The 17,323-nt window shown below is 71.1% G+C and carries 12 protein-coding genes; 9 read left to right on the top strand and 3 right to left on the bottom strand.

Features of this window, described 5'->3' with window-relative positions; translation table 11 throughout:
• Positions 1 to 11: 11 nt before the first annotated feature.
• Positions 12 to 908, bottom strand: a complete 897-nt coding sequence (rfbD, locus tag ABZ319_RS16850; protein WP_354987321.1) for a dTDP-4-dehydrorhamnose reductase — start codon at positions 906 to 908, stop codon at positions 12 to 14.
• A 352-nt stretch (positions 909 to 1,260) separates the two neighbouring features.
• On the opposite strand from rfbD, the gene ABZ319_RS16845 reads away from it, so the two are divergent.
• The 3 genes from ABZ319_RS16845 (at position 1,261) to ABZ319_RS16835 (ending at position 4,750) form a co-directional block, all read left to right on the top strand.
• On the top strand, positions 1,261 to 2,649 hold the full coding sequence (locus tag ABZ319_RS16845) for an LCP family protein (RefSeq protein WP_354987320.1): 1,389 nt from the start codon (positions 1,261 to 1,263) through the stop codon (positions 2,647 to 2,649).
• Positions 2,637 to 3,353, top strand: a complete 717-nt coding sequence (locus ABZ319_RS16840; protein WP_354987319.1) for a TIGR03089 family protein — start codon at positions 2,637 to 2,639, stop codon at positions 3,351 to 3,353. The genes ABZ319_RS16845 and ABZ319_RS16840 overlap by 13 nt, the downstream gene beginning before the upstream one ends.
• A 98-nt stretch (positions 3,354 to 3,451) precedes the next feature.
• A complete protein-coding gene (locus tag ABZ319_RS16835; RefSeq protein WP_354987318.1) occupies positions 3,452 to 4,750 on the top strand; it encodes a cytochrome P450 in 1,299 nt (432 codons plus the stop codon).
• A gap of 36 nt (positions 4,751 to 4,786) precedes the next feature.
• On the opposite strand, the gene ABZ319_RS16830 is transcribed toward ABZ319_RS16835, so the two are convergent.
• Complete coding sequence (locus ABZ319_RS16830) at positions 4,787 to 6,349, bottom strand: carboxylesterase/lipase family protein (protein WP_354987317.1); 1,563 nt, start codon at positions 6,347 to 6,349, stop codon at positions 4,787 to 4,789.
• Here ABZ319_RS16830 and ABZ319_RS16825 point away from each other — a divergent pair.
• Entirely contained in the window at positions 6,234 to 6,698 is a 465-nt protein-coding gene (locus ABZ319_RS16825; protein ID WP_354987316.1) for a zinc ribbon domain-containing protein, read from the top strand. The two genes, ABZ319_RS16830 and ABZ319_RS16825, sit on opposite strands and share 116 nt — an antisense overlap.
• Positions 6,699 to 6,724: 26 nt before the next feature.
• Here the strand turns inward: ABZ319_RS16825 and ABZ319_RS16820 are convergent, their stop codons facing one another.
• Positions 6,725 to 7,018, bottom strand: coding sequence for a SelT/SelW/SelH family protein (locus ABZ319_RS16820; protein ID WP_354987315.1), 294 nt, complete (start codon positions 7,016 to 7,018; stop codon positions 6,725 to 6,727).
• A gap of 245 nt (positions 7,019 to 7,263) precedes the next feature.
• On the opposite strand from ABZ319_RS16820, the gene ABZ319_RS16815 reads away from it, so the two are divergent.
• The 5 genes from ABZ319_RS16815 to ABZ319_RS16795 all read left to right on the top strand — a co-directional run bounded on the left by ABZ319_RS16815 (position 7,264) and on the right by ABZ319_RS16795 (position 17,221).
• Complete coding sequence (locus ABZ319_RS16815; RefSeq protein WP_354987314.1) at positions 7,264 to 10,326, top strand: SWIM zinc finger family protein; 3,063 nt, start codon at positions 7,264 to 7,266, stop codon at positions 10,324 to 10,326.
• Positions 10,323 to 11,441 (top strand): AAA family ATPase, encoded by a 1,119-nt coding sequence (locus ABZ319_RS16810; protein ID WP_354987313.1) that lies wholly within the window; start codon positions 10,323 to 10,325, stop codon positions 11,439 to 11,441. Before ABZ319_RS16815 ends, ABZ319_RS16810 begins: the two co-directional genes overlap by 4 nt.
• Entirely contained in the window at positions 11,441 to 14,152 is a 2,712-nt protein-coding gene (locus ABZ319_RS16805) for a DUF5682 family protein (RefSeq protein WP_354987312.1), read from the top strand. Before ABZ319_RS16810 ends, ABZ319_RS16805 begins: the two co-directional genes overlap by 1 nt.
• Before the next feature lie 79 nt (positions 14,153 to 14,231).
• Positions 14,232 to 15,401, top strand: coding sequence for a VWA domain-containing protein (locus tag ABZ319_RS16800; protein ID WP_354987311.1), 1,170 nt, complete (start codon positions 14,232 to 14,234; stop codon positions 15,399 to 15,401).
• Positions 15,402 to 15,652: 251 nt separating this feature from the next.
• Positions 15,653 to 17,221, top strand: coding sequence for a protein kinase (locus ABZ319_RS16795; RefSeq protein WP_354987310.1), 1,569 nt, complete (start codon positions 15,653 to 15,655; stop codon positions 17,219 to 17,221).
• Positions 17,222 to 17,323 lie beyond the last annotated feature (102 nt).

The following is a 17,323-nucleotide window of genomic DNA, read 5'->3' as shown; positions in this document are numbered from 1 at the left end:
GGACGCCCAGCCTAGTCGGAGATGTCGGTCAGTGCGTCGTGCAGTGCCACTCGCCATTCCCGCAGGGGCGTGAGCCCCGCCGCAGCCCAGGCCGTGCCCGAAAGGACCGAATATGCCGGGCGCGGAGCGGGTCTCGGGAAATCGGCCGTGCCGCAGGGGCGCACACGTTCCGGATCGGCGCCCAGACCCGCGAAGACGGCCCGCGCGAGGTCGAACCAGCTGGCCCGGCCGGCATTGCCCGCGTGCAGAATTCGCGGGATGACCGACGGGCCGCCCGCCGTGCCGGACTCGGCGTCCAGGCGACCCGACAGTTCCAGCAGGCCCCCGGCCAGATCCGGTGCGTAGGTGGGTGATCCGATCTGGTCGGCGACCACGTTCACGGTGTCGCGTTCGCGCTCGAGGCGGCGCATGGTCGCGACGAAATCGCCGCCGGTTCCGGTGTAGACCCACGCGGTGCGCACGATGCGAGCGCGCGGATCCAGCTCCAGCACGGCCCGCTCCCCCGCGAGTTTGGATCGGCCGTAGACGGTGGCCGGTCCGGTGGGGTCGCCGGGTTCGTAGGGCCGGGTCGCGGTGCCGGGGAACACGTAGTCGGTGGAGATGTGCACCAGCCGCGCGCCGATGTCCGCGCACGCGGCGGCCAGCACCGCGGGTCCGGTGGCATTGCCGGCGAAGGCCGCGTCCACCTCGGTCTCGGCCTGATCCACGGCCGTGTAGGCGGCGCAGTTGATCACGGTATCGCCCGGATTCAGTACCGCGCGTACGGCATCGGCGTCGGTGATGTCGAGCTCGGCGCGGCCGTAACCGCGGGCGGCGGGCGCGTGCCGCAGCAGCGCGCGGCCCAGCTGTCCCCGCGCACCGGTCACCACGAGCCGCTCGGTGATGGGTGTCACGGCGGGGGAAGTCACGGCGGCCAGTGTGACACGAGCGGCGATCGGTTTCGCGCACACCCTTGGCTACCTGCGCGAATGTCCAGTTCTCGCGCGCGCCTGCGCGACAGAGCAACACGACTCACGGAGCTCCGGCTACACGGACATGTCCGACAGCGCGTCTAGCCTGCATTTGGGGGCACTCCACAGACATCACCCCGACCGCGAGCGCGGTCGGCCGAGGACTGGAAGAGGGAGCAAGGGGTTGTCGCAGACCAGGAGAGCATCCGCACCGCTACCCTCTCGCCCGGCCGGGCCCCGAGTGCGTGGCGGCCGGGATCGGTCGCATCCCCTGCGGGTTCTGTCCGCGGCGGCCGCGATCGTGGTGCTCGTGGTCACCGGACTGGGCTGGCGGAGTGTGGATCAGCTCGTATCCAGCATCGAGCGGATCAGCGACCTGGGTCTGGGCGGGGGGAAGGACGGCGCGGTCGACATCCTCATGGTCGGCATCGACTCGCGCACGGACGCGCACGGCAATCCGCTGTCGGAGGACGAGCGCGCGATGTTGCACGCCGGGGACGAAGTCGGGCTCAATACCGACACCATCGTGCTGATCCGCGTGCCCAACGACGGGCAATCGGCCACCGCCATCTCCATTCCGCGCGATTCGTACGTGGATATTCCGGGACTGGGCAAGGGCAAGATCAACTCCGCGTACGGGGTGACCAAGCTGACCGAGCAGCAGAAGCTGCTCGACAAGGGCGAATCGGCCTCGGAAGCCGACAGCGAATCCACCCTCGCCGGGCGGCAAGCCCTCATCAAATCCGTTGCCACGCTGACGGGTATCACCGTCGACCATTACGCCGAGGTCGGACTGCTGGGCTTCGTACTGCTCACCGACGCCGTGGGCGGAGTGGACGTCTGCCTGAACAACGCCGTGTACGAACCGCTTTCGGGCGCGGACTTCGCCGCCGGCGAGCAGAAGCTCGACGGCGCCGAAGCACTGAGCTTCGTCCGCCAGCGGCACGAGCTACCGCGCGGAGATCTCGACCGCATCGTGCGCCAGCAGGTGTACATGGCCCAGCTCGTGCACCAGGTGGTCAGCGCGAAGACCCTGACGAACCCGGGACGATTGAGCGATCTGAGCAAGGCGGTCGGGCGCACGGTCGTGCTGGACGATAATTGGGATGTGCTGGCGTTTCTGACGCAATTGCAGGATCTCTCGGGCGGGCAGGTGAAGTTCGAGACGATTCCGGTCAAGGATCTCAACGGCTGGACCGACAACGGCGAATCGGTGGTGCGCGTCGATCCGGCCGCCGTGCAGAAGTACGTGGCCCGCACCATCGGCGAGGGATCAGCGGACGATTTCAAGGAAACCGGCGGCATCGATCCCGGCACCGTGGTGGCCGATGTCTACAACGCCAGCGGCACCGGCGGCCTGGCCGCGGTTGCCGCACAGGCGCTGGCGGGCAAGGGCTTCCGCACCGGGACGGTGGACAACTGGATCGGCGGGCCCGTGCAGAGCAGCCGCGTGCTCGCGCTGAACGGCGGCGATCCGCGGGCGCGGGCGGTCGCGCAGGCCCTGGGCGGACTGCCGGTCTACGCCGAGCCCGGATTGGCGGAGGGCTCGGTCCGTGTCGTGCTCGCGAGTGACTACTCTGGTCCGGGTTCGACGACCGGCACCGGGGTGGATTTCACCATCAGCTCCACCACCATGACGCCGGTTCCGCCAGCTGCACCCATCGATGCCGGTAAGAACGGACCGAAATGCGTCAACTGAACGAGACCCTCACCGACGCGGTACTCGACCCCATCCTGGCCCGCGATCCGGCGGGTCCGCGCGTCACCTACTACGACGACGCGACCGGCGCGCGCATCGAACTGTCCGCGCTCACGCTCGCCAACTGGGCGGCCAAGACCGCCAATATGATTCGCGACGAATTCGGCCTGTCGCCGGGTTCCCGGGTGGCGGTGCTGCTGCCCGCGCACTGGCAGACGGCAGCGGTGCTGCTGGGCTGCTGGTGGGCGGGCGCCGAAGTCGTGCTGACGGCCGATCCGGACGCCGAACTCGCGCTCGTCACGGCCGAGCGCATCGACGAGGCCGGCGACATCCCGGAGATCGCGGCCCTGTCCCTGGATCCCATGGGCATGCCGGTGCGCGATCTGCCCGTCGGCGTCACCGACTACGCGACCTCGGTCCGCGTGCACGGCGATCAATTCCGCCCCGGCGACAGCGGATGCGCCCTGGATGGACTCTCGGTCTCGGCGGTGCTCGAGCAAGCGCGCAAATCCGCGCAGCGACAGGGCTTCACGGCCGAGGACCGCGTGCTGTCGAGTACACCGTGGGAAACTCCGGCCGAATTGATCGACGGCTTCGTCGCGGTGTTGGCAGCGGGAGCATCATTGGTGCAGGTCAGCCACCCGGATCCGGCCCTCGTCGAACGACGCGTGGTATCGGAGAAGGTCACCGCCCGGCGGTCCTGAGTCCTACCCCGGTAGGAGCGCGAATTCCCTCCTCGGGACCTTTTTCACCCCGTCGGCTTTCCGTACGGTGAGAGATACCCGAGGAGAGGGGATCAACGATGATGAGCCCGCGATACCGACTGCGGTGGCTGTTCGAGCAGGGTGCCGCCCGCTACATGTTGCGCCTGCAGGCGCGGCGGGGTGATCCCTTCGGCCGACTGTTCGGCAGTCGCGCGGCCATCGCCGATCCCTACCCGTACATAGAGGAATTGCGCGGCCGCGGGCGACTCGTGCGCAGCCCGTCCGCGCACGCCACCGCGGACTACGAATTGGTCCGGGGTATCTTGCGCGACAATCGATTCGGCATATTCGGCCTCGGTAATCTGGATGTCCCCCAGGGCCTGCGCGACACCATCCGCTCGGCCAAGCTTCCGCCCAACCCGGTAGAGCCGCCGTCCATGCTGGTCATCGACCCGCCGGACCACACCCGCCTGCGCAAATCGGTCGCGGCGGCCTTCACGCCCCGCGCCGTCGGCCGCCTGCGCGAGCGCGTGGAGACGGTGACCGAGGAACTCCTGGACGCCCTGCCGGAGAACGGTTCGGCGGATCTCATCGGCGACTACGCGCAGCAGATTCCGATCGCGATCATCGCCGAGATGCTGGGCTTCCCGCACGAATCGCGCGACGAATTCCTGGAGTGGGGCGACGCCGCCAGTCCACTGCTGGACTTCGGCATCTCCTGGAAGTCGTGGCGCACAGCCGCCGAAGCCATGATGGACATGGACGATTACCTCAACCGGCACATCGCGCAACTCCGGCGCGAGCCGGGCGAGGACATTCTGAGCAGTCTGGTCAGCGCGGGCGACCTGGACGATCGCGAACTCAAGGCCACCGCGAGCTTGCTCATGGGAGCGGGCTTCGAGACGACGGTGAATCTCATCGGCAACGGCATCGTGCAGCTGCTCGCGCATCCGAGCCAATTGGCGCTACTGCGTGAGGATCCCGCACTCTGGGCGCCGGCGATCGAGGAAGTGCTGCGCTTCGACGCGCCGGTGCAGTCGACCGCGCGACTCGCGCTGGCCGACGCGGAGATCGGGGGCGTGCAATTCCAGCGGGGGAACGTGATCGTCATGTCGCTGGCGGGGGCCAATCGGGATCCCAAGGTATTCGAGAATCCGGCGTCGTTCGATATCACCCGGGCCAACGCGCGGGATCATCTGACGTTCTCCAGTGGGATTCACACGTGTCTCGGGGCGAGTCTGGCGCGGATGGAGGGGGTTTACGCGTTGCGGGCGTTGTTCGATCGATTCCCGGAGTTGGCGTTGGCGGGGGTGCCCGAGCGGCGGCCTTTGTACACGTTGCACGGGTATTCGCGGATGCCCGCCCGGCTGGGGAAGCGGGCCGCCGCTGTCGTTTGAGAGCGAAATCCCACCGGCAACGAAATCCGTTCCGGCTCAGAAGAATCCGACGACCTGATCGCCCCACACCGAATTCCGGTCGTAATCGGGATCATCCACGATCCGATCGGTGGCGTCGATGATCAGCGTCCGCCGATCGGCGGCGGTGTAGGGCGGCCAGTGCTTGGACCCGTCGATGGCGGCGGGCACGCTGTGCGCCGCGAACGCCGTCCAGCGCCGCATCGTCCGCCCGGACACCTCCTGCGCCGCCTTGCGCCCGCCGAGCCAGAACGTGGGATCGCGGTCGAACGACCCGAAATTGCCGAATACGTACGGCAATTCGGTGGCATGGCCCGCGCCGACCCGGGCGGCCTTGAGCATCGGGGTGGCGTGGTCGAAACGGTACATCCAGGTCGGTGAGTGCTGGGAGTGGGCGATAGCGACCCAGTGCGCGGGCATCCGGAAGGCGGCGTCGCCGGACATGGTCAGGGCACTGCGCGCGGTGTTGAGATCGCCGTAGGCGGAGGCGATTTCGGCGATCCGCTCGGGCGACATGCCGGGATGCTCGGCGGCCACCCCGCGCAGCATCGCGTTCACGGCGTCGGGGGTGACGGGCATGATCGGCGAGCGGAACAGGCGGAACATCGACGCCTCGTCCTTGTTCGTGCCGATGATCAGCGGGACCCGGTGCGAGCGGCCCTGCTGGAAGCGGTCGCTCGGGTACGCGGGCAGCACCTCGCCGTCCACCACCGGCGCGGCGGCCAGGCGGCCGGGTTCACGGGTGGGCACTTCGTCGAGCAGAATTCCGGCCCCGGCGATGATGCGCTCGATAGGCATGTCCAGCAGGTCCGCGCCCTCGCCGGGCTTCAGGTCCAGGATCTCCAGGAAGCGGCGGGCCACGCCGGCCGCCCGCTCCTGGCCGAACACCGTTGTGGCGGGCGGTGATTGGGCGATGGCCCGGTGGAACAGCCCGGCCGACAGCGGGGAGGTGAGCAGGGCGGTCACGCAGCCCGCGCCGGAGGATTCGCCGAAGAGGGTGACGCTGCCGGGATCGCCGCCGAACGCCTCGATATTGTCGCGGACCCATTCCAGGGCGGCGATCTGATCGCGCAGGCCGAGGTTGGGGGTGAACTCGGGACCCAGGGAGGACAGGTCCAGGAAGCCGAGGGAACCCAGGCGGTAGTTCACCCCGACCACGATCACGTTGCCGGTCTCGGCGAGTTTGCGGCCGTCGTAGATGGCCTGGGCGGCGGTTCCGAGGCAGAACGCACCACCGTGCAACCACACCATGACCGGGCGGGGCTCGTCGCTGGGCGCGGTGGGGGCCCAGATGTTGAGCCAGCAACAGTCCTCACCCATTCGCAGGCCGGAGTCGACGGGGACGAAGCCCGCGCTCTGGGGGGCGACCTCGCCGAAGTCGAAGCAGTCGCGCACGCCGTCCCAGGGTTCGGGGGGCTGGGGCTTGCGGTAGCGGTTCGGGCCGCCGGTCGGGGCCGCGTAGGGAATGCCGCGCCACACCGCGATGCCGTCCTGCCGACGGCCGCGTACCCGGCCGTATTCGGTCCCGGCCACCGGTTCGGCGTGTTCGTCCGGCAGCGTCTCGAAGAACGTAGTGTTCATCGCCCACCTCCTCGTACTCCGTAAATCGAGGGTACCGGGGAGATCGGCAACGGTCCGGCCACCGGGGACCGCGCGCCGTCACGGGGCTCGAGGGCGGGCGGTGGCCTACGCTGGGCCGGTGCCGAGTTATGCGTACCGCTGCCGCAGCTGCGGGGACAGTTTCGAAGTGACCCGTCCCATGGCGGCGGCGTCCGATCCGGCCGACTGCCCGCAGGGGCATTCGGACACCGTCAAGCTGCTGACCACGTTCGGAACGGTGAGCCGCGGGGGTGGCGGCGGGCTGCCGGTCGCGCCGGTCGCGCCCGCGGGTGGGGGCGGCGGATGCTGCGGGGGCGGCGGGTGCTGCTGACCCGGTGAGACGGGTGGGCGGCTGAACTACTCCGCGGGGCCGGTCTCGGCGGCTTTGTCCGAGTGACCCAGGGAACGGCCGGGGGCGACTCGGTCGCGTACCCGCTGCTTCAGCACGGTGATGTCGGGAAAGCCGCCGTCCGCCTTGCGCTCCCAGATCTGCTCACCGTCCACGGTGATACGGAAGATTCCGCCGTCGCCGGGTACCAGCGCGACCTCGGACAGGTCCGTGGTGAAGGTGGTGAGCAGCTCCTGCGCCATCCAGCTCGCACGCAGCAGCCAGCGGCACTGGGTGCAGTATTCGATCGCTACGCGGGCCATGGCCGAACCCTACCGCGTGGACGGTGCGGGGCCGGGGTGAGTGCTCGCGGTGATCGCCGTACACCGCACGGCGAATGACTCGGGCCGATATCTTCGACATTCGAATTCTATTTGCGGACAAGCTATTTCACAGCTTCGGTGCCGAGAATTCATGATCGCGCCCAGCGAAATACCAGCAATATCACCACCCGTGCACTTGTCGGTGGGCTGCGATAGACATGCGGTGAACGAACGAAGGGGGCACGATGACCACCGCCTGGACCGCCGAGCAGATCGCGGCGCTGGCGCCCGACGCGGCGTCGCTCACCGCGGCGCGCAAGCTGCGGGGCAAGTGGAGCGGCAGCGGAGCGCACGGGGACGCGCTGTGGGGGCTGTGCGCGGGCAGCGGCAGTCGCCCGTATCAGACCGTGATCGACACCTCGGGGCCCGCGTACAAATGCTCGTGCCCGAGCCGGAAGTTCCCGTGCAAACACGCTCTCTCACTGCTGCTTTCCTGGGCCGAGGGCAATGTTCCGGCTACCGGGGCGCCGGCCGATTTCGCGGCGGAATGGCTGGCGGGGCGGGCGGCGCGCGAGGCGAAGAAGGCCGTGCCCGCCGCGCGGCCGACCGGCGCCGCGCCGGCTCGTGACGGCGGGGCGAGCGCCGATCAGCGGCGGGCTCGGGTGGCGGCCGGGCTCGCCGATCTCGACACCTGGCTCACCGATCAGGTGCGGACCGGGCTCGCGCAGACCGACCGCTCCGCGCTCGCCTTCGAAACCGTCGCCGCCCGCATGGTCGACGCGCAGGCCCCCGGCGTCGCGGCCACGCTGCGGCATCTGCCGCGCGCCGCGACCGGCGCGGACTGGCCGCAGGTTCTGCTGCGCGAGTACGCCCGCCTGCATCTGCTCTCCGCCGCGCACGCGCGTTCGGACGAGCTCGAGCCGGCGCTGCGCGCCAGCGTGCGCGCCCATATCGGCTACCAGGTTCCCGCCGAATCCGTGCACACCGAACCCGCCGTGCGGGACCGCTGGCTGGTGCTCGGACAGCACGTCACCTCCGACGAAGCGCTCTACACCCGCCGAATCTGGTTGCGCGGGCACGAGACCGGCCGCTGGGCGCTGCTGATCGATCACCATCACGGCAGCCCGAGTTTTCCGCCGGACACCCCGCTGCCGGGCTTCCAGGTGGACGCGGAGCTGCACTTCTATCCGAGCGCCGCTCCCCTGCGCGCGCTGTGGGGCGCCCGCCACGCCGCTCCCGAACCCTTCACCACGATCCCGCGACTGCCGGTTGCGCGAAACAGCTCGGCGGCAACGGATCCGGGCGCGGCGATCGACGCCGAGTCCGGCCGCGGCGGTGTCCGGGACGAGGCGGAATCCGCGTCCGCCACGGGGTCTGCCCACGCGATGGTTCCCCGCTCGCGGACGGCCGCCACCGATGGAGGTGCCCGAGCTGTGCCCGGCGACCGGCCGGGGAATATCGCCGCGGCGCTGCTCGAGTACGCGGCGGCGATCGGGGCCGATCCCTTCCTGCGGTCGTGGCCCGTGCTGCTGGCCGAGGTCGTGCCGGTGCGGGACGAGAGCGGCTGGTACGTGGTCGAATCCGACGGGGCGGCGGTGCCGATCGCACCCGGCGACGGGGAGCCGTGGAAGCTGCTGGGATTGTCCGGCGGGCATCCGGTGACCGTCGTCGGGGAATGGTCGGCGGGCGGGCTGATTCCCGTGGCCGCCCTGCACATCGGGATCGTCACCGATGTCGCTGTCGCGGAGCGGAGTTCGGCGGGGGTCTCCGCGGGGCGCGGCGATTCGGCGATGACCGAACTCGTGTCGGCCGCGCTGGTGGGGACGGCGCGGCGGCAGGCGGGCGGGGGTGCGCTGCCGGCGCCGGTGGCGGCGCTGAGCGCGCGGCTGACGGGTGAACCCGCCGCGCTGCTGCTGGAAACCATTGCGCTGCAGGATTGTTTCGCGCGCGGCGCGGTCACCGCGGGTGCGGTGAAGCAGCCGGATCCGGCGCAGGACGATGATCGGCTGCTCTTGCCCCGGGGTGCTGGGGCGCATCTGGCGGAGCTGCTCGGGGAGAACTCGCCGTTCCTGGACGAATGGTTCGCGGCGGCCGCCACCCATGACTTCCGGGCGCCCGACGAGCTGTGCAGCCTGCTGCTGGATCGGGCGAAATCGCTGTCGGCGCACCGCGAATCGCTGCTGGCGCTGGCCGGGGCGCGGGGGCGGTGGCTGGCCGCGCAACATCCGGGGTGGCGGTCGCTGGTGCGGGCGCCCGTCGACGACGAGTCGGTGTGGTCGCACGGGCGGCCCGCCGAGCGCCGACTGTGGCTGGCGCAGTTGCGCGCTCGCGATCGGCACGCGGCGCTGGCGGCACTGGCCGGGTCCTGGGGCACCGAATCCGGGCCGGGCAAGGCCGAATTGCTGCTGGTGCTCGCGGACGGTCTCGGGCTCGGCGACGAGGCGATGCTCGAGACCGCCCTCGACGACCGGCGCGCCGAGGTGCGGCGGACGGCGGCTGATCTGCTGGGGCGGTTGCCCGATTCCACCTTCGCGGGACGGATGGCCGAACGGGCGGGCGCGTGGCTGAGCTTCGGGCCGCGCCTGCGGCAGCCGGTGCTGACCACGACCGGTCCGGGCGTGCTCGATGAGGCCGCGCGCCGGGACGGCGTGGGAGATTCCTACGGCTACACCGCCTATCGGGCGGAGGGCGCACCGGATCTCGCCGCGGAATGGCTGCACCGGGTGGTGGCCGGCACGCCGCTGCGGCATTGGGAGCGGGTGCTGGGACCGCCGGAACAGGCGGTGCGGGTGGCCATGTCGCAGGGCATGCGCGGGCCCATGTTCGCGGGCTGGTCCGATGCCACGCTGGCGCAACGGGATTCGGCGTGGGCCAAGGCGCTGTTCGGGGCGTTCGCGGCGCAGGAGGCGGGCGAGTCCGACAGCGAGAAGCTGCGTGAGCTCTTCGCTCTGCAACCGCTGGACGATCAGATCCGGCATCTGCGCCGCCTCGACAGCAGCTGGCTGGCCGAGATCGAATCGCTGCTGCGCGCGGTGCCGCACCCGTGGCCCGCCCCGATGGCCGAGCACGTGCTGCGCCTGCTGCTCGAACGCGCGCAGTTGTCCGCCGATCGGCCGGGCGCGCCCTCGCTGGTGCCGGGTTCCTATCGCACGCTGTTCCGCGCGTCCTCCGCGCATTTCCCGGTGACCGGCGCGGACATGGTGTCCGGGATCGCCCAGCGCTGCGGAGATCCCTACTGGGAGCAGGCTTTCGACCAGCTCGCCCACGACCTGATTCAACGCAAGACGATGCTCGAGGAGCTGCAGTGACCACTTCCGACGTTCGCACCACCGGGCACGGCGAGTCCGCCACTCTGTTGCGCCCGCACGCCGAGCAGGCTTTCGCCGGCGAGCTGGCCGCGCTCGCCGCCGCCGACGATCGCCCGCGCCCGCCGTCGTGGCAGCTCTCGCCGTGGGCGGTGGTGACCTATCTGCTGGGCGGCGCGCTGCCGGACGGCACGGTCATCTCGCCCAAGTACGTGGGACCGCGCCGGCTCATGGAGGTCGCGGTCTCCACCCTGGCCACCGATCGCGCGCTGCTGCTGATCGGCGTGCCCGGCACCGCCAAGACCTGGGTGTCCGAGCATCTCGCGGCGGCCGTCTCCGGCCGGTCCACGCTGCTGGTGCAGGGCACCTCCGGCACCGCGGAGGAGGCGATCCGCTACGGCTGGAACTACGCCCGCCTGCTCGCGGAGGGGCCGAGCGAGGCCGCGCTGGTGCCCTCGCCCATCATGACCGCCATGCGGGCCGGGTCGATCGCGCGGCTCGAGGAGCTGACCCGTATTCCGTCGGACGTGCAGGACGCGCTCATCACCGTGCTGTCGGAGAAGACGCTGCCGGTGCCGGAGCTGGGTTCGGAGGTGCAGGCGGCCAAGGGCTTCAATCTCATCGCGACGGCCAACGATCGGGACCGCGGCGTGAACGAGCTGTCCTCCGCGCTGCGCCGGCGCTTCAACACCGTGGTGCTGCCGCTGCCGGCCGGGGAGGACGAGGAGGTCGACATCGTCACCCGCCGGGTCGAACAGCTGGGCGCCGCACTGGAATTGCCCGCCGTGCCCGCGGCGGCCGAGGAGGTGCGCCGGGTGGTGCGCATCTTCCGCGAACTGCGCTCGGGCTTGACCGCGGACGGCCGGACCAAGCTCAAGTCGCCCTCCAGCACGCTGTCGACCGCCGAGGCGATCTCGGTGATCACCAACGGGCTGGCGCTGGCCGCGCATTTCGGCGACGGCGTGCTGCGCGCGGGCGATGTGGCCGGCGCGGTGCTGGGCGCGGTCATCAAGGATCCCGTCGCCGACGGCGTGGTGTGGACCGAGTACCTGGAAGCCGTTGTGCGCCAGCGCCCGGACTGGGCCGACTTCTACCGCGCCGCGCGTGAGGTGAGCTGATGCGCGCCGACGACGGCGCCGGGCCCGCGGTTCCGGAGTCCGGCTCCGCGGCGCGGCAGGGCGGGCTCGCGGACTCCGTATCCCCTGCGCGGCAGACGAAGTCGAATGATTCCGGCGGCGCGGCCCGCCCGGAGCCCGAGACCCGGGTGTTCGGTATCCGCCATCACGGTCCGGGGTCGGCGCGTTCGCTGCGCTTGGCGCTGAACCGGTTCCGGCCGGACGTGATTCTGATCGAGGGTCCGGCCGACGCCGACCCGCTGCTGGGTTTCGTCGCCGCCGACGGCATGGAACCCCCGGTCGCGCTGCTCGGCTACCGCCCCGACGAACCGGCCAAGGCCGCGATGTGGCCGTTCGCCGAGTTCTCCCCGGAGTGGCAGGCCATGAGCTACGCCGCCGAGAACGGTGTGCGCGTGGGGTTCTGCGATCTCCCGGCCGCCACCGTGCTGGCCATGGACCAGGAGGTGGGCGCGACGGGCGACCCGCTGGCGCTGCTCGCTGAGGCGGGCGGATACGACGACGCCGAGCGCTGGTGGGACGCGATCGTCGAATCCGCCACGGACGCCGACATCTTCCCGGCGGTGAACGAGGCCATGGCGGCGCTGCGCGAGCACGCCGAGCAACTCGGAGTGGAAGGAGAGCCCGCCGCCCGCGAGAGTGGGCCACGGGATGCGGACACCACTCCGGAAGAGGGCGAGCGGGCGGCAGGCGCTTCGGCCGCAGGCGAAACCTCATCGGCGGGAGCCGAGTCCACCGCGGGAAAGCCCGCGACTGCGGGCGAATCTGCTACTGCGGGAGGCGAATCCACCACCCAAGGTGGCGAGTCCGCTGCCGCGAGCGGGGACTCCACTGTGCTCCCGACCGGCGCGGCGACGCCCGGGAAGATCTCGCCGGCCGGTGAGAAGCCCCCTTCCGCTCCGATTTCCGCCGATCCGGCGTTCGGAGGCGGAACCGGCGCTCCGGGATCGGCCGTCGGCTTCGACCCGAGCGATCCCGCCGCCGCACCCGCACCGGCCCGGATCGTGGTCGACGCGCACACGCTGGTGCGCGAGGCGTACATGCGGCAGGTCATGCGGAAGGCGTTGAAGGACGGCGCCGTTCGACTCGCCGTCGTGTGCGGGGCGTGGCACGCGCCCGCGCTCAAGGGCAAGCTCGGGCCGGCGGCGGCGGACGCGCGGGTGCTCAAAGGGTTGCCCAAGGGGAAGGCGACGCTGACGTGGGTGCCGTGGACGCATTCCCGGCTGTCCAGTTCCTCGGGGTACGGGGCGGGGATCACCTCGCCGGGGTGGTACCACCATCTGTTCACCGTCACCGAGCAGCCGATCGCACGGTGGCTGACGCGGGTGGCGGGGATGCTGCGCACGCACGATCTGCCGGTGTCGAGCGCGCACATCATCGAGGCGGTGCGGCTGGCCGAGACCCTGGCGACGCTGCGCGGGCGGCCCCTGGCCGGATTGTCCGAGGTCACCGAGGCCACGCGGGCCGTGCTGTGCGACGGCGACGAGGTGCTGCTGCGGCTGGTGAGCACCGAACTGGTGGTCGGGGAGGCGCTGGGCGCGGTGCCCGACGGAACGCCGACGGTGCCGCTCGAGGCCGATCTGCGGGCGCGGATCAAGACGCTGCGCATGAAACAGCAGGCGCTGGAGCGGACCGTGGATCTGGATCTGCGGACCGATCAGGGCCTCGCGAAATCCCGCCTGCTGCACCAGCTGCGGCTGCTGGGAATCGGGTGGGGGCGGCTGACCGACAGTCAGGTGCGCGCCACCGGCACCTTCCGGGAGACCTGGGTGCTGCAATGGCGGCCCGAACTCGCCATCTCGATCGTGGAGGCCGCGCGCTGGGGCACCACGCTGCGCACCGCCGCCGAGGCCAAGATCCTCGACACGGTCGCGGCCCCGGACGCGACGGTCGGGCAGGTGGCGAACGCGCTGGAGGCGGCGCTGCTCGCCGATCTGGGCGGGGCCACCGACGGGCTCATCACCCGGCTGGAAAGCGTTGCGGCACTGGATCACGACGTCACGCATCTGCTGGCGGCGCTGCCCGGGCTGCTGCGCACGCTGCGCTACGGGGATGTGCGCGGCACCGACACCGCCGCCCTCGCCCGGGTCGCGGACGGGCTGCTGGTGCGGGTGTGCGCGGGGCTGCCGAGCGCGGTCACCGGCTTGGACGCCGACTCCGCCGCCGCGCTGCGCGCGCTGATGGACGGTGTGCACCAGGCACTGTCGGCGCGGAACGACGACTGGGCCACCCGGTCCTGGCTCACCGCGCTGCGCGGGGTGGCCGATCGCACGGACATTCACGGCGGTCTCATCGGCCGCGCGGTGCGCCTGCTCTGCGACGCCGAGATCATCGACGCCGCCGACTCCGCGCGCAGGCTCTCGGCCGCGCTGTCGGTGGGCCACACCGCCGCCGACAAGGCCGCCTGGATCGACGGCTTCCTGGGCGGTCGCGGGTTGCTGCTGGTGCACGACCGAAACCTGCTGTCGCTCATCGACACCTGGCTGTGCGGGCTGGACGAGGAACAGTTCGTCGCCACCCTCCCGCTGCTGCGGCGCACGTTCGGCGGGTTCGATTCCGGTGAACGCCAGGCCATCGCCCAGGCGGTGCGCCACACCGGCGCCGCCACGATGTCGCCGACCGTCACCGAATACGACACCGCCCGAGGCGAACTCGCCCTGCACGCGGCCGCCGCGATTCTCGGGCTCACCGGATGATCGGCCGCGAGTATCCGATCGGCCCGGACGGCGCGCCGGGGCGCACACCGCTGTCCACCACGAGAACCGGAGTGATGTCATGACCGAAGTGGACGAAGCACAGGCGCGGCGGTGGCGGCTGGTGCTGGGGGCGCCCGCCGAGGGCGGCGGGATGGGCGAGCTCGGGGCGGCCGCGGACCAGGCCATGGATCGGGCGCTGGGGGCGCTGTACGACGGGGGCGGGCAGGGCGGGAGCGGGCGGCGCTCGGGTGGACTGGGCGGTTCCGCGCCACAGGTCGCGCGGTGGCTGGGCGACATTCGGCGGTACTTCCCGTCGACGGTCGTGGAGGTCATGCAGCGCGACGCGGTGGATCGGCTGAACCTGACCGAACTGCTGCTCGAACCCGAACTGCTCGAGGCGGTGGAGCCGGACGTGCACCTGGTCGGCACGCTGCTGAGCCTGAACCGGGTCATGCCCGAGACCACCAAGGCCACCGCGCGCGCCGTCGTGGAGCAGGTCGTGCGCGAGATCGAGCGCCGGCTGGCCGCGCAGACCATCGCGGCCGTCGGCGGCGCGCTCAACCGCGCGGCCCGGGTGTCGCGCCCCAAATTGCGGGATATCGACTGGGACCGCACCATTCGCAAGAATCTGGTCAACTATCTGCCCGAGCACCGCACGGTGGTGCCCGAGCGGCTGGTCGGCTACGGCCGCAAGGCCCAGGCGGTCAAGCGCGATGTGGTGCTGGCCATCGACCAGTCCGGTTCGATGGCCTCCAGCGTGGTGTACGCCTCGGTGTTCGGCGCGGTGCTGGCGTCGATGCGGTCGCTGAAGACGTCGCTGGTGGTCTTCGACACCGCGGTCGTGGACCTCACCGAGCAGCTGTCCGATCCGGTGGACGTGCTGTTCGGCACCCAGCTCGGCGGCGGCACCGACATCAATCGCGCCATCGCCTATTCGCAGTCGCTGATCACCCGCCCCGCCGACAGCCTGTTCGTGCTGATCTCCGACCTGTACGAGGGCGGTGTCCGCGCGGAGATGCTGCGCCGCATCCGAACCATGAAGGAGGCGGGCGTCCAGGTCGTGGTGCTGCTGGCCCTCTCCGACGAGGGCGCACCGGCCTACGACCACGACAACGCCGCGGCCCTGTCCGCGCTGGGCGTGCCCGCGTTCGCCTGCACCCCGGACCGCTTCCCGGACCTCCTGGCGGTCGCCCTGAACCGAGGCGACATCCAGGCCTGGGCAAACCAGAACGCCGGAAAGCCCGCCTGACCCCACTCAAACAACCCCACCCCAAATCGCCACAAGGCAGAGCCCCACACCAGCCCCCACTCTCCGACCTCCCCTCGAAGATCGCGGCCCGCCCGGTTCTGGACTGAGTGGAGCGGGGGAGCCAAGCGGAGGAGCGGAGGGAGGGAAGAACCGGGCCAGGGGGGCCGCGATCCGCCCGGAGCGAAGCGGAGGGCAAATTAGGCACGGTAGGCTCGCATCCGGATCTATCTCGTGGAAACGGGGGCTCGGCATTGCGCTCTGGTGATGTGTTCGCCGGTTACGTCATCGAACGCGAGCTCGGTCGCGGCGGTATGGGCGCGGTGTACCTGGCTCAGCATCCGCGGTTGCCGCGGAAGACGGCGTTGAAACTGCTCAATCAGGAGATGTTCACCGACACCGAGATTCGCGCCCGGTTCGTCCGGGAAGCGGACCTGGTGGCACAGCTGGACCATCCGAACATCGTCACGGTCTACGACCGCGGCACCGAGGGCGAACAGCTGTGGATTTCCATGCAGTTCGTCGACGGGGTGAACGCGGCCGCCGTCAAGGCCGGGAACCTGCCGCCCATGCGCGCCGTGCAGATCATCACCGAGACGGCCAAGGCCCTGGACTACGCGCACGGGCGCGGCGTCCTGCACCGCGACGTGAAGCCCGCCAATATTCTGCTGGCCCGAGCCTCGGCCAAGTCCGGTTCCGGCGGGGAACGCGTCTACCTCACCGATTTCGGCATCGCCCGCCTGCGCGACGACACAGGCCATCTCACCCAGACCGGCACCGTGACCGCGACCCTGGCCTACGCCTCCCCCGAACAGCTCACCGGGGCGACCCTGGACGGCCGCTCCGATCAGTACGCGCTGGCCTGCACGCTGTTCCAATTGCTCACCGGCGCGGTGCCGTTCGAGGGCACCAGCCCGGCGGCGGTGATTCGCGGGCATCTGCAGCAGCCCCCGCCTCCCGCCACCCCGCTGCGCCCGGAACTACCCCGCGCCATCGACGGTGTCCTGGCCCGCGCACTGGCCAAGCGCCCGCAGGACCGCTTCCGCTCCTGCACCGAATTCGCCGCGGCCATCGAGCGCGTGCTCACAGCTCCGCGCACGCCCCCGCGCCCGCCGACCCCCGTGCGGCCGCAGCCGATCGTCAATCCGCCCGCGCCGCCGCGTCAGCCGACCCCGGTGCACCCGCAGCCGGTCGTCAAACCGGCGCCGCCGGTCACCCCGCGCCCGCAGTCGCCCGGCCCGCAGCCGGGTCCCGGCCCGCGGCCCGCGTTCCCGAACCAGCCGCCGCCCTCGACCCCGGCGTACCCCAAGCAGTCCGGATCCGGCCCGGCGTATCCGGTCCCCAATTCCGGTGCGGCGTACCCGAACCAGCAGTCGGGGCCGGCGTATCCGCAGCAGGGCGGCGGTTCGTCCCCGGCGTATCCGAGCCAGACGGCCACACCGGGCCCCGCGTACCCGAGTCAGTCCGGATCCGCGCCCGCGTACCCCAACCAGCCGCCGATCGCCACGCCCTCGTATCAGAACCCGGCCAATCAGGGTTTCGTGCATCAGGCCCCGGTGCCCGCGTACGGCCAGGCCGGCCAGCCGCCGCGCAATCCGTCGCAGCAGATGTACCGGCAACCGCAGCAGCAGAATTCGAGTCCGATCGGCTGGATCATCGGCGGCATCGTGGTGGTGCTGATCATCGTGATCGTGGCGATCGCGATCATCGCGAACAGCGGCAAGTCCAGCTCGCTCGGCCCGATCGCGCCGGAATCCGCGCTCTCGCTCGCGGCCGAGTCACTCGGCCCCGGACCCCGTGCGGGAGAACTGTTCCGGCCCTAGGCCGGACCGGCGGTCTCCGCCGAGCACGGCGGCGCGGCCCGTCCGCCCGCCACGCCGATCAGCACCGGAACGACTCCGGCCGGTCACCCGAAGGTGACCGGC

The sequence above is a fragment of the Nocardia sp. NPDC005978 genome (genome assembly GCF_040614455.1).
Classification (GTDB): Bacteria; Actinomycetota; Actinomycetes; order Mycobacteriales; family Mycobacteriaceae; genus Nocardia.
The sequence above is the reverse complement of the archived record's forward strand: the minus strand, read 5'-3'. Positions and strand labels throughout refer to the sequence as shown.

Bases quoted from the DNA above. Each gene is read 5' to 3' on its own strand.
- ABZ319_RS16800 (WP_354987311.1), top strand. From the start codon at position 14,232: ATGACCGAAGTGGACGAAGCACAGGCGCGGCGGTGGCGGCTGGTGCTG.
- ABZ319_RS16830 (WP_354987317.1), bottom strand. From the start codon at position 6,349: ATGAACACTACGTTCTTCGAGACGCTGCCGGACGAACACGCCGAACCG.
- ABZ319_RS16820 (WP_354987315.1), bottom strand. From the start codon at position 7,018: ATGGCCCGCGTAGCGATCGAATACTGCACCCAGTGCCGCTGGCTGCTG.
- ABZ319_RS16840 (WP_354987319.1), top strand. From the start codon at position 2,637: ATGCGTCAACTGAACGAGACCCTCACCGACGCGGTACTCGACCCCATC.
- ABZ319_RS16815 (WP_354987314.1), top strand. From the start codon at position 7,264: ATGACCACCGCCTGGACCGCCGAGCAGATCGCGGCGCTGGCGCCCGAC.
- ABZ319_RS16835 (WP_354987318.1), top strand. From the start codon at position 3,452: ATGATGAGCCCGCGATACCGACTGCGGTGGCTGTTCGAGCAGGGTGCC.
- ABZ319_RS16805 (WP_354987312.1), top strand. From the start codon at position 11,441: ATGCGCGCCGACGACGGCGCCGGGCCCGCGGTTCCGGAGTCCGGCTCC.
- ABZ319_RS16825 (WP_354987316.1), top strand. From the start codon at position 6,234: ATGCCGCGCCACACCGCGATGCCGTCCTGCCGACGGCCGCGTACCCGG.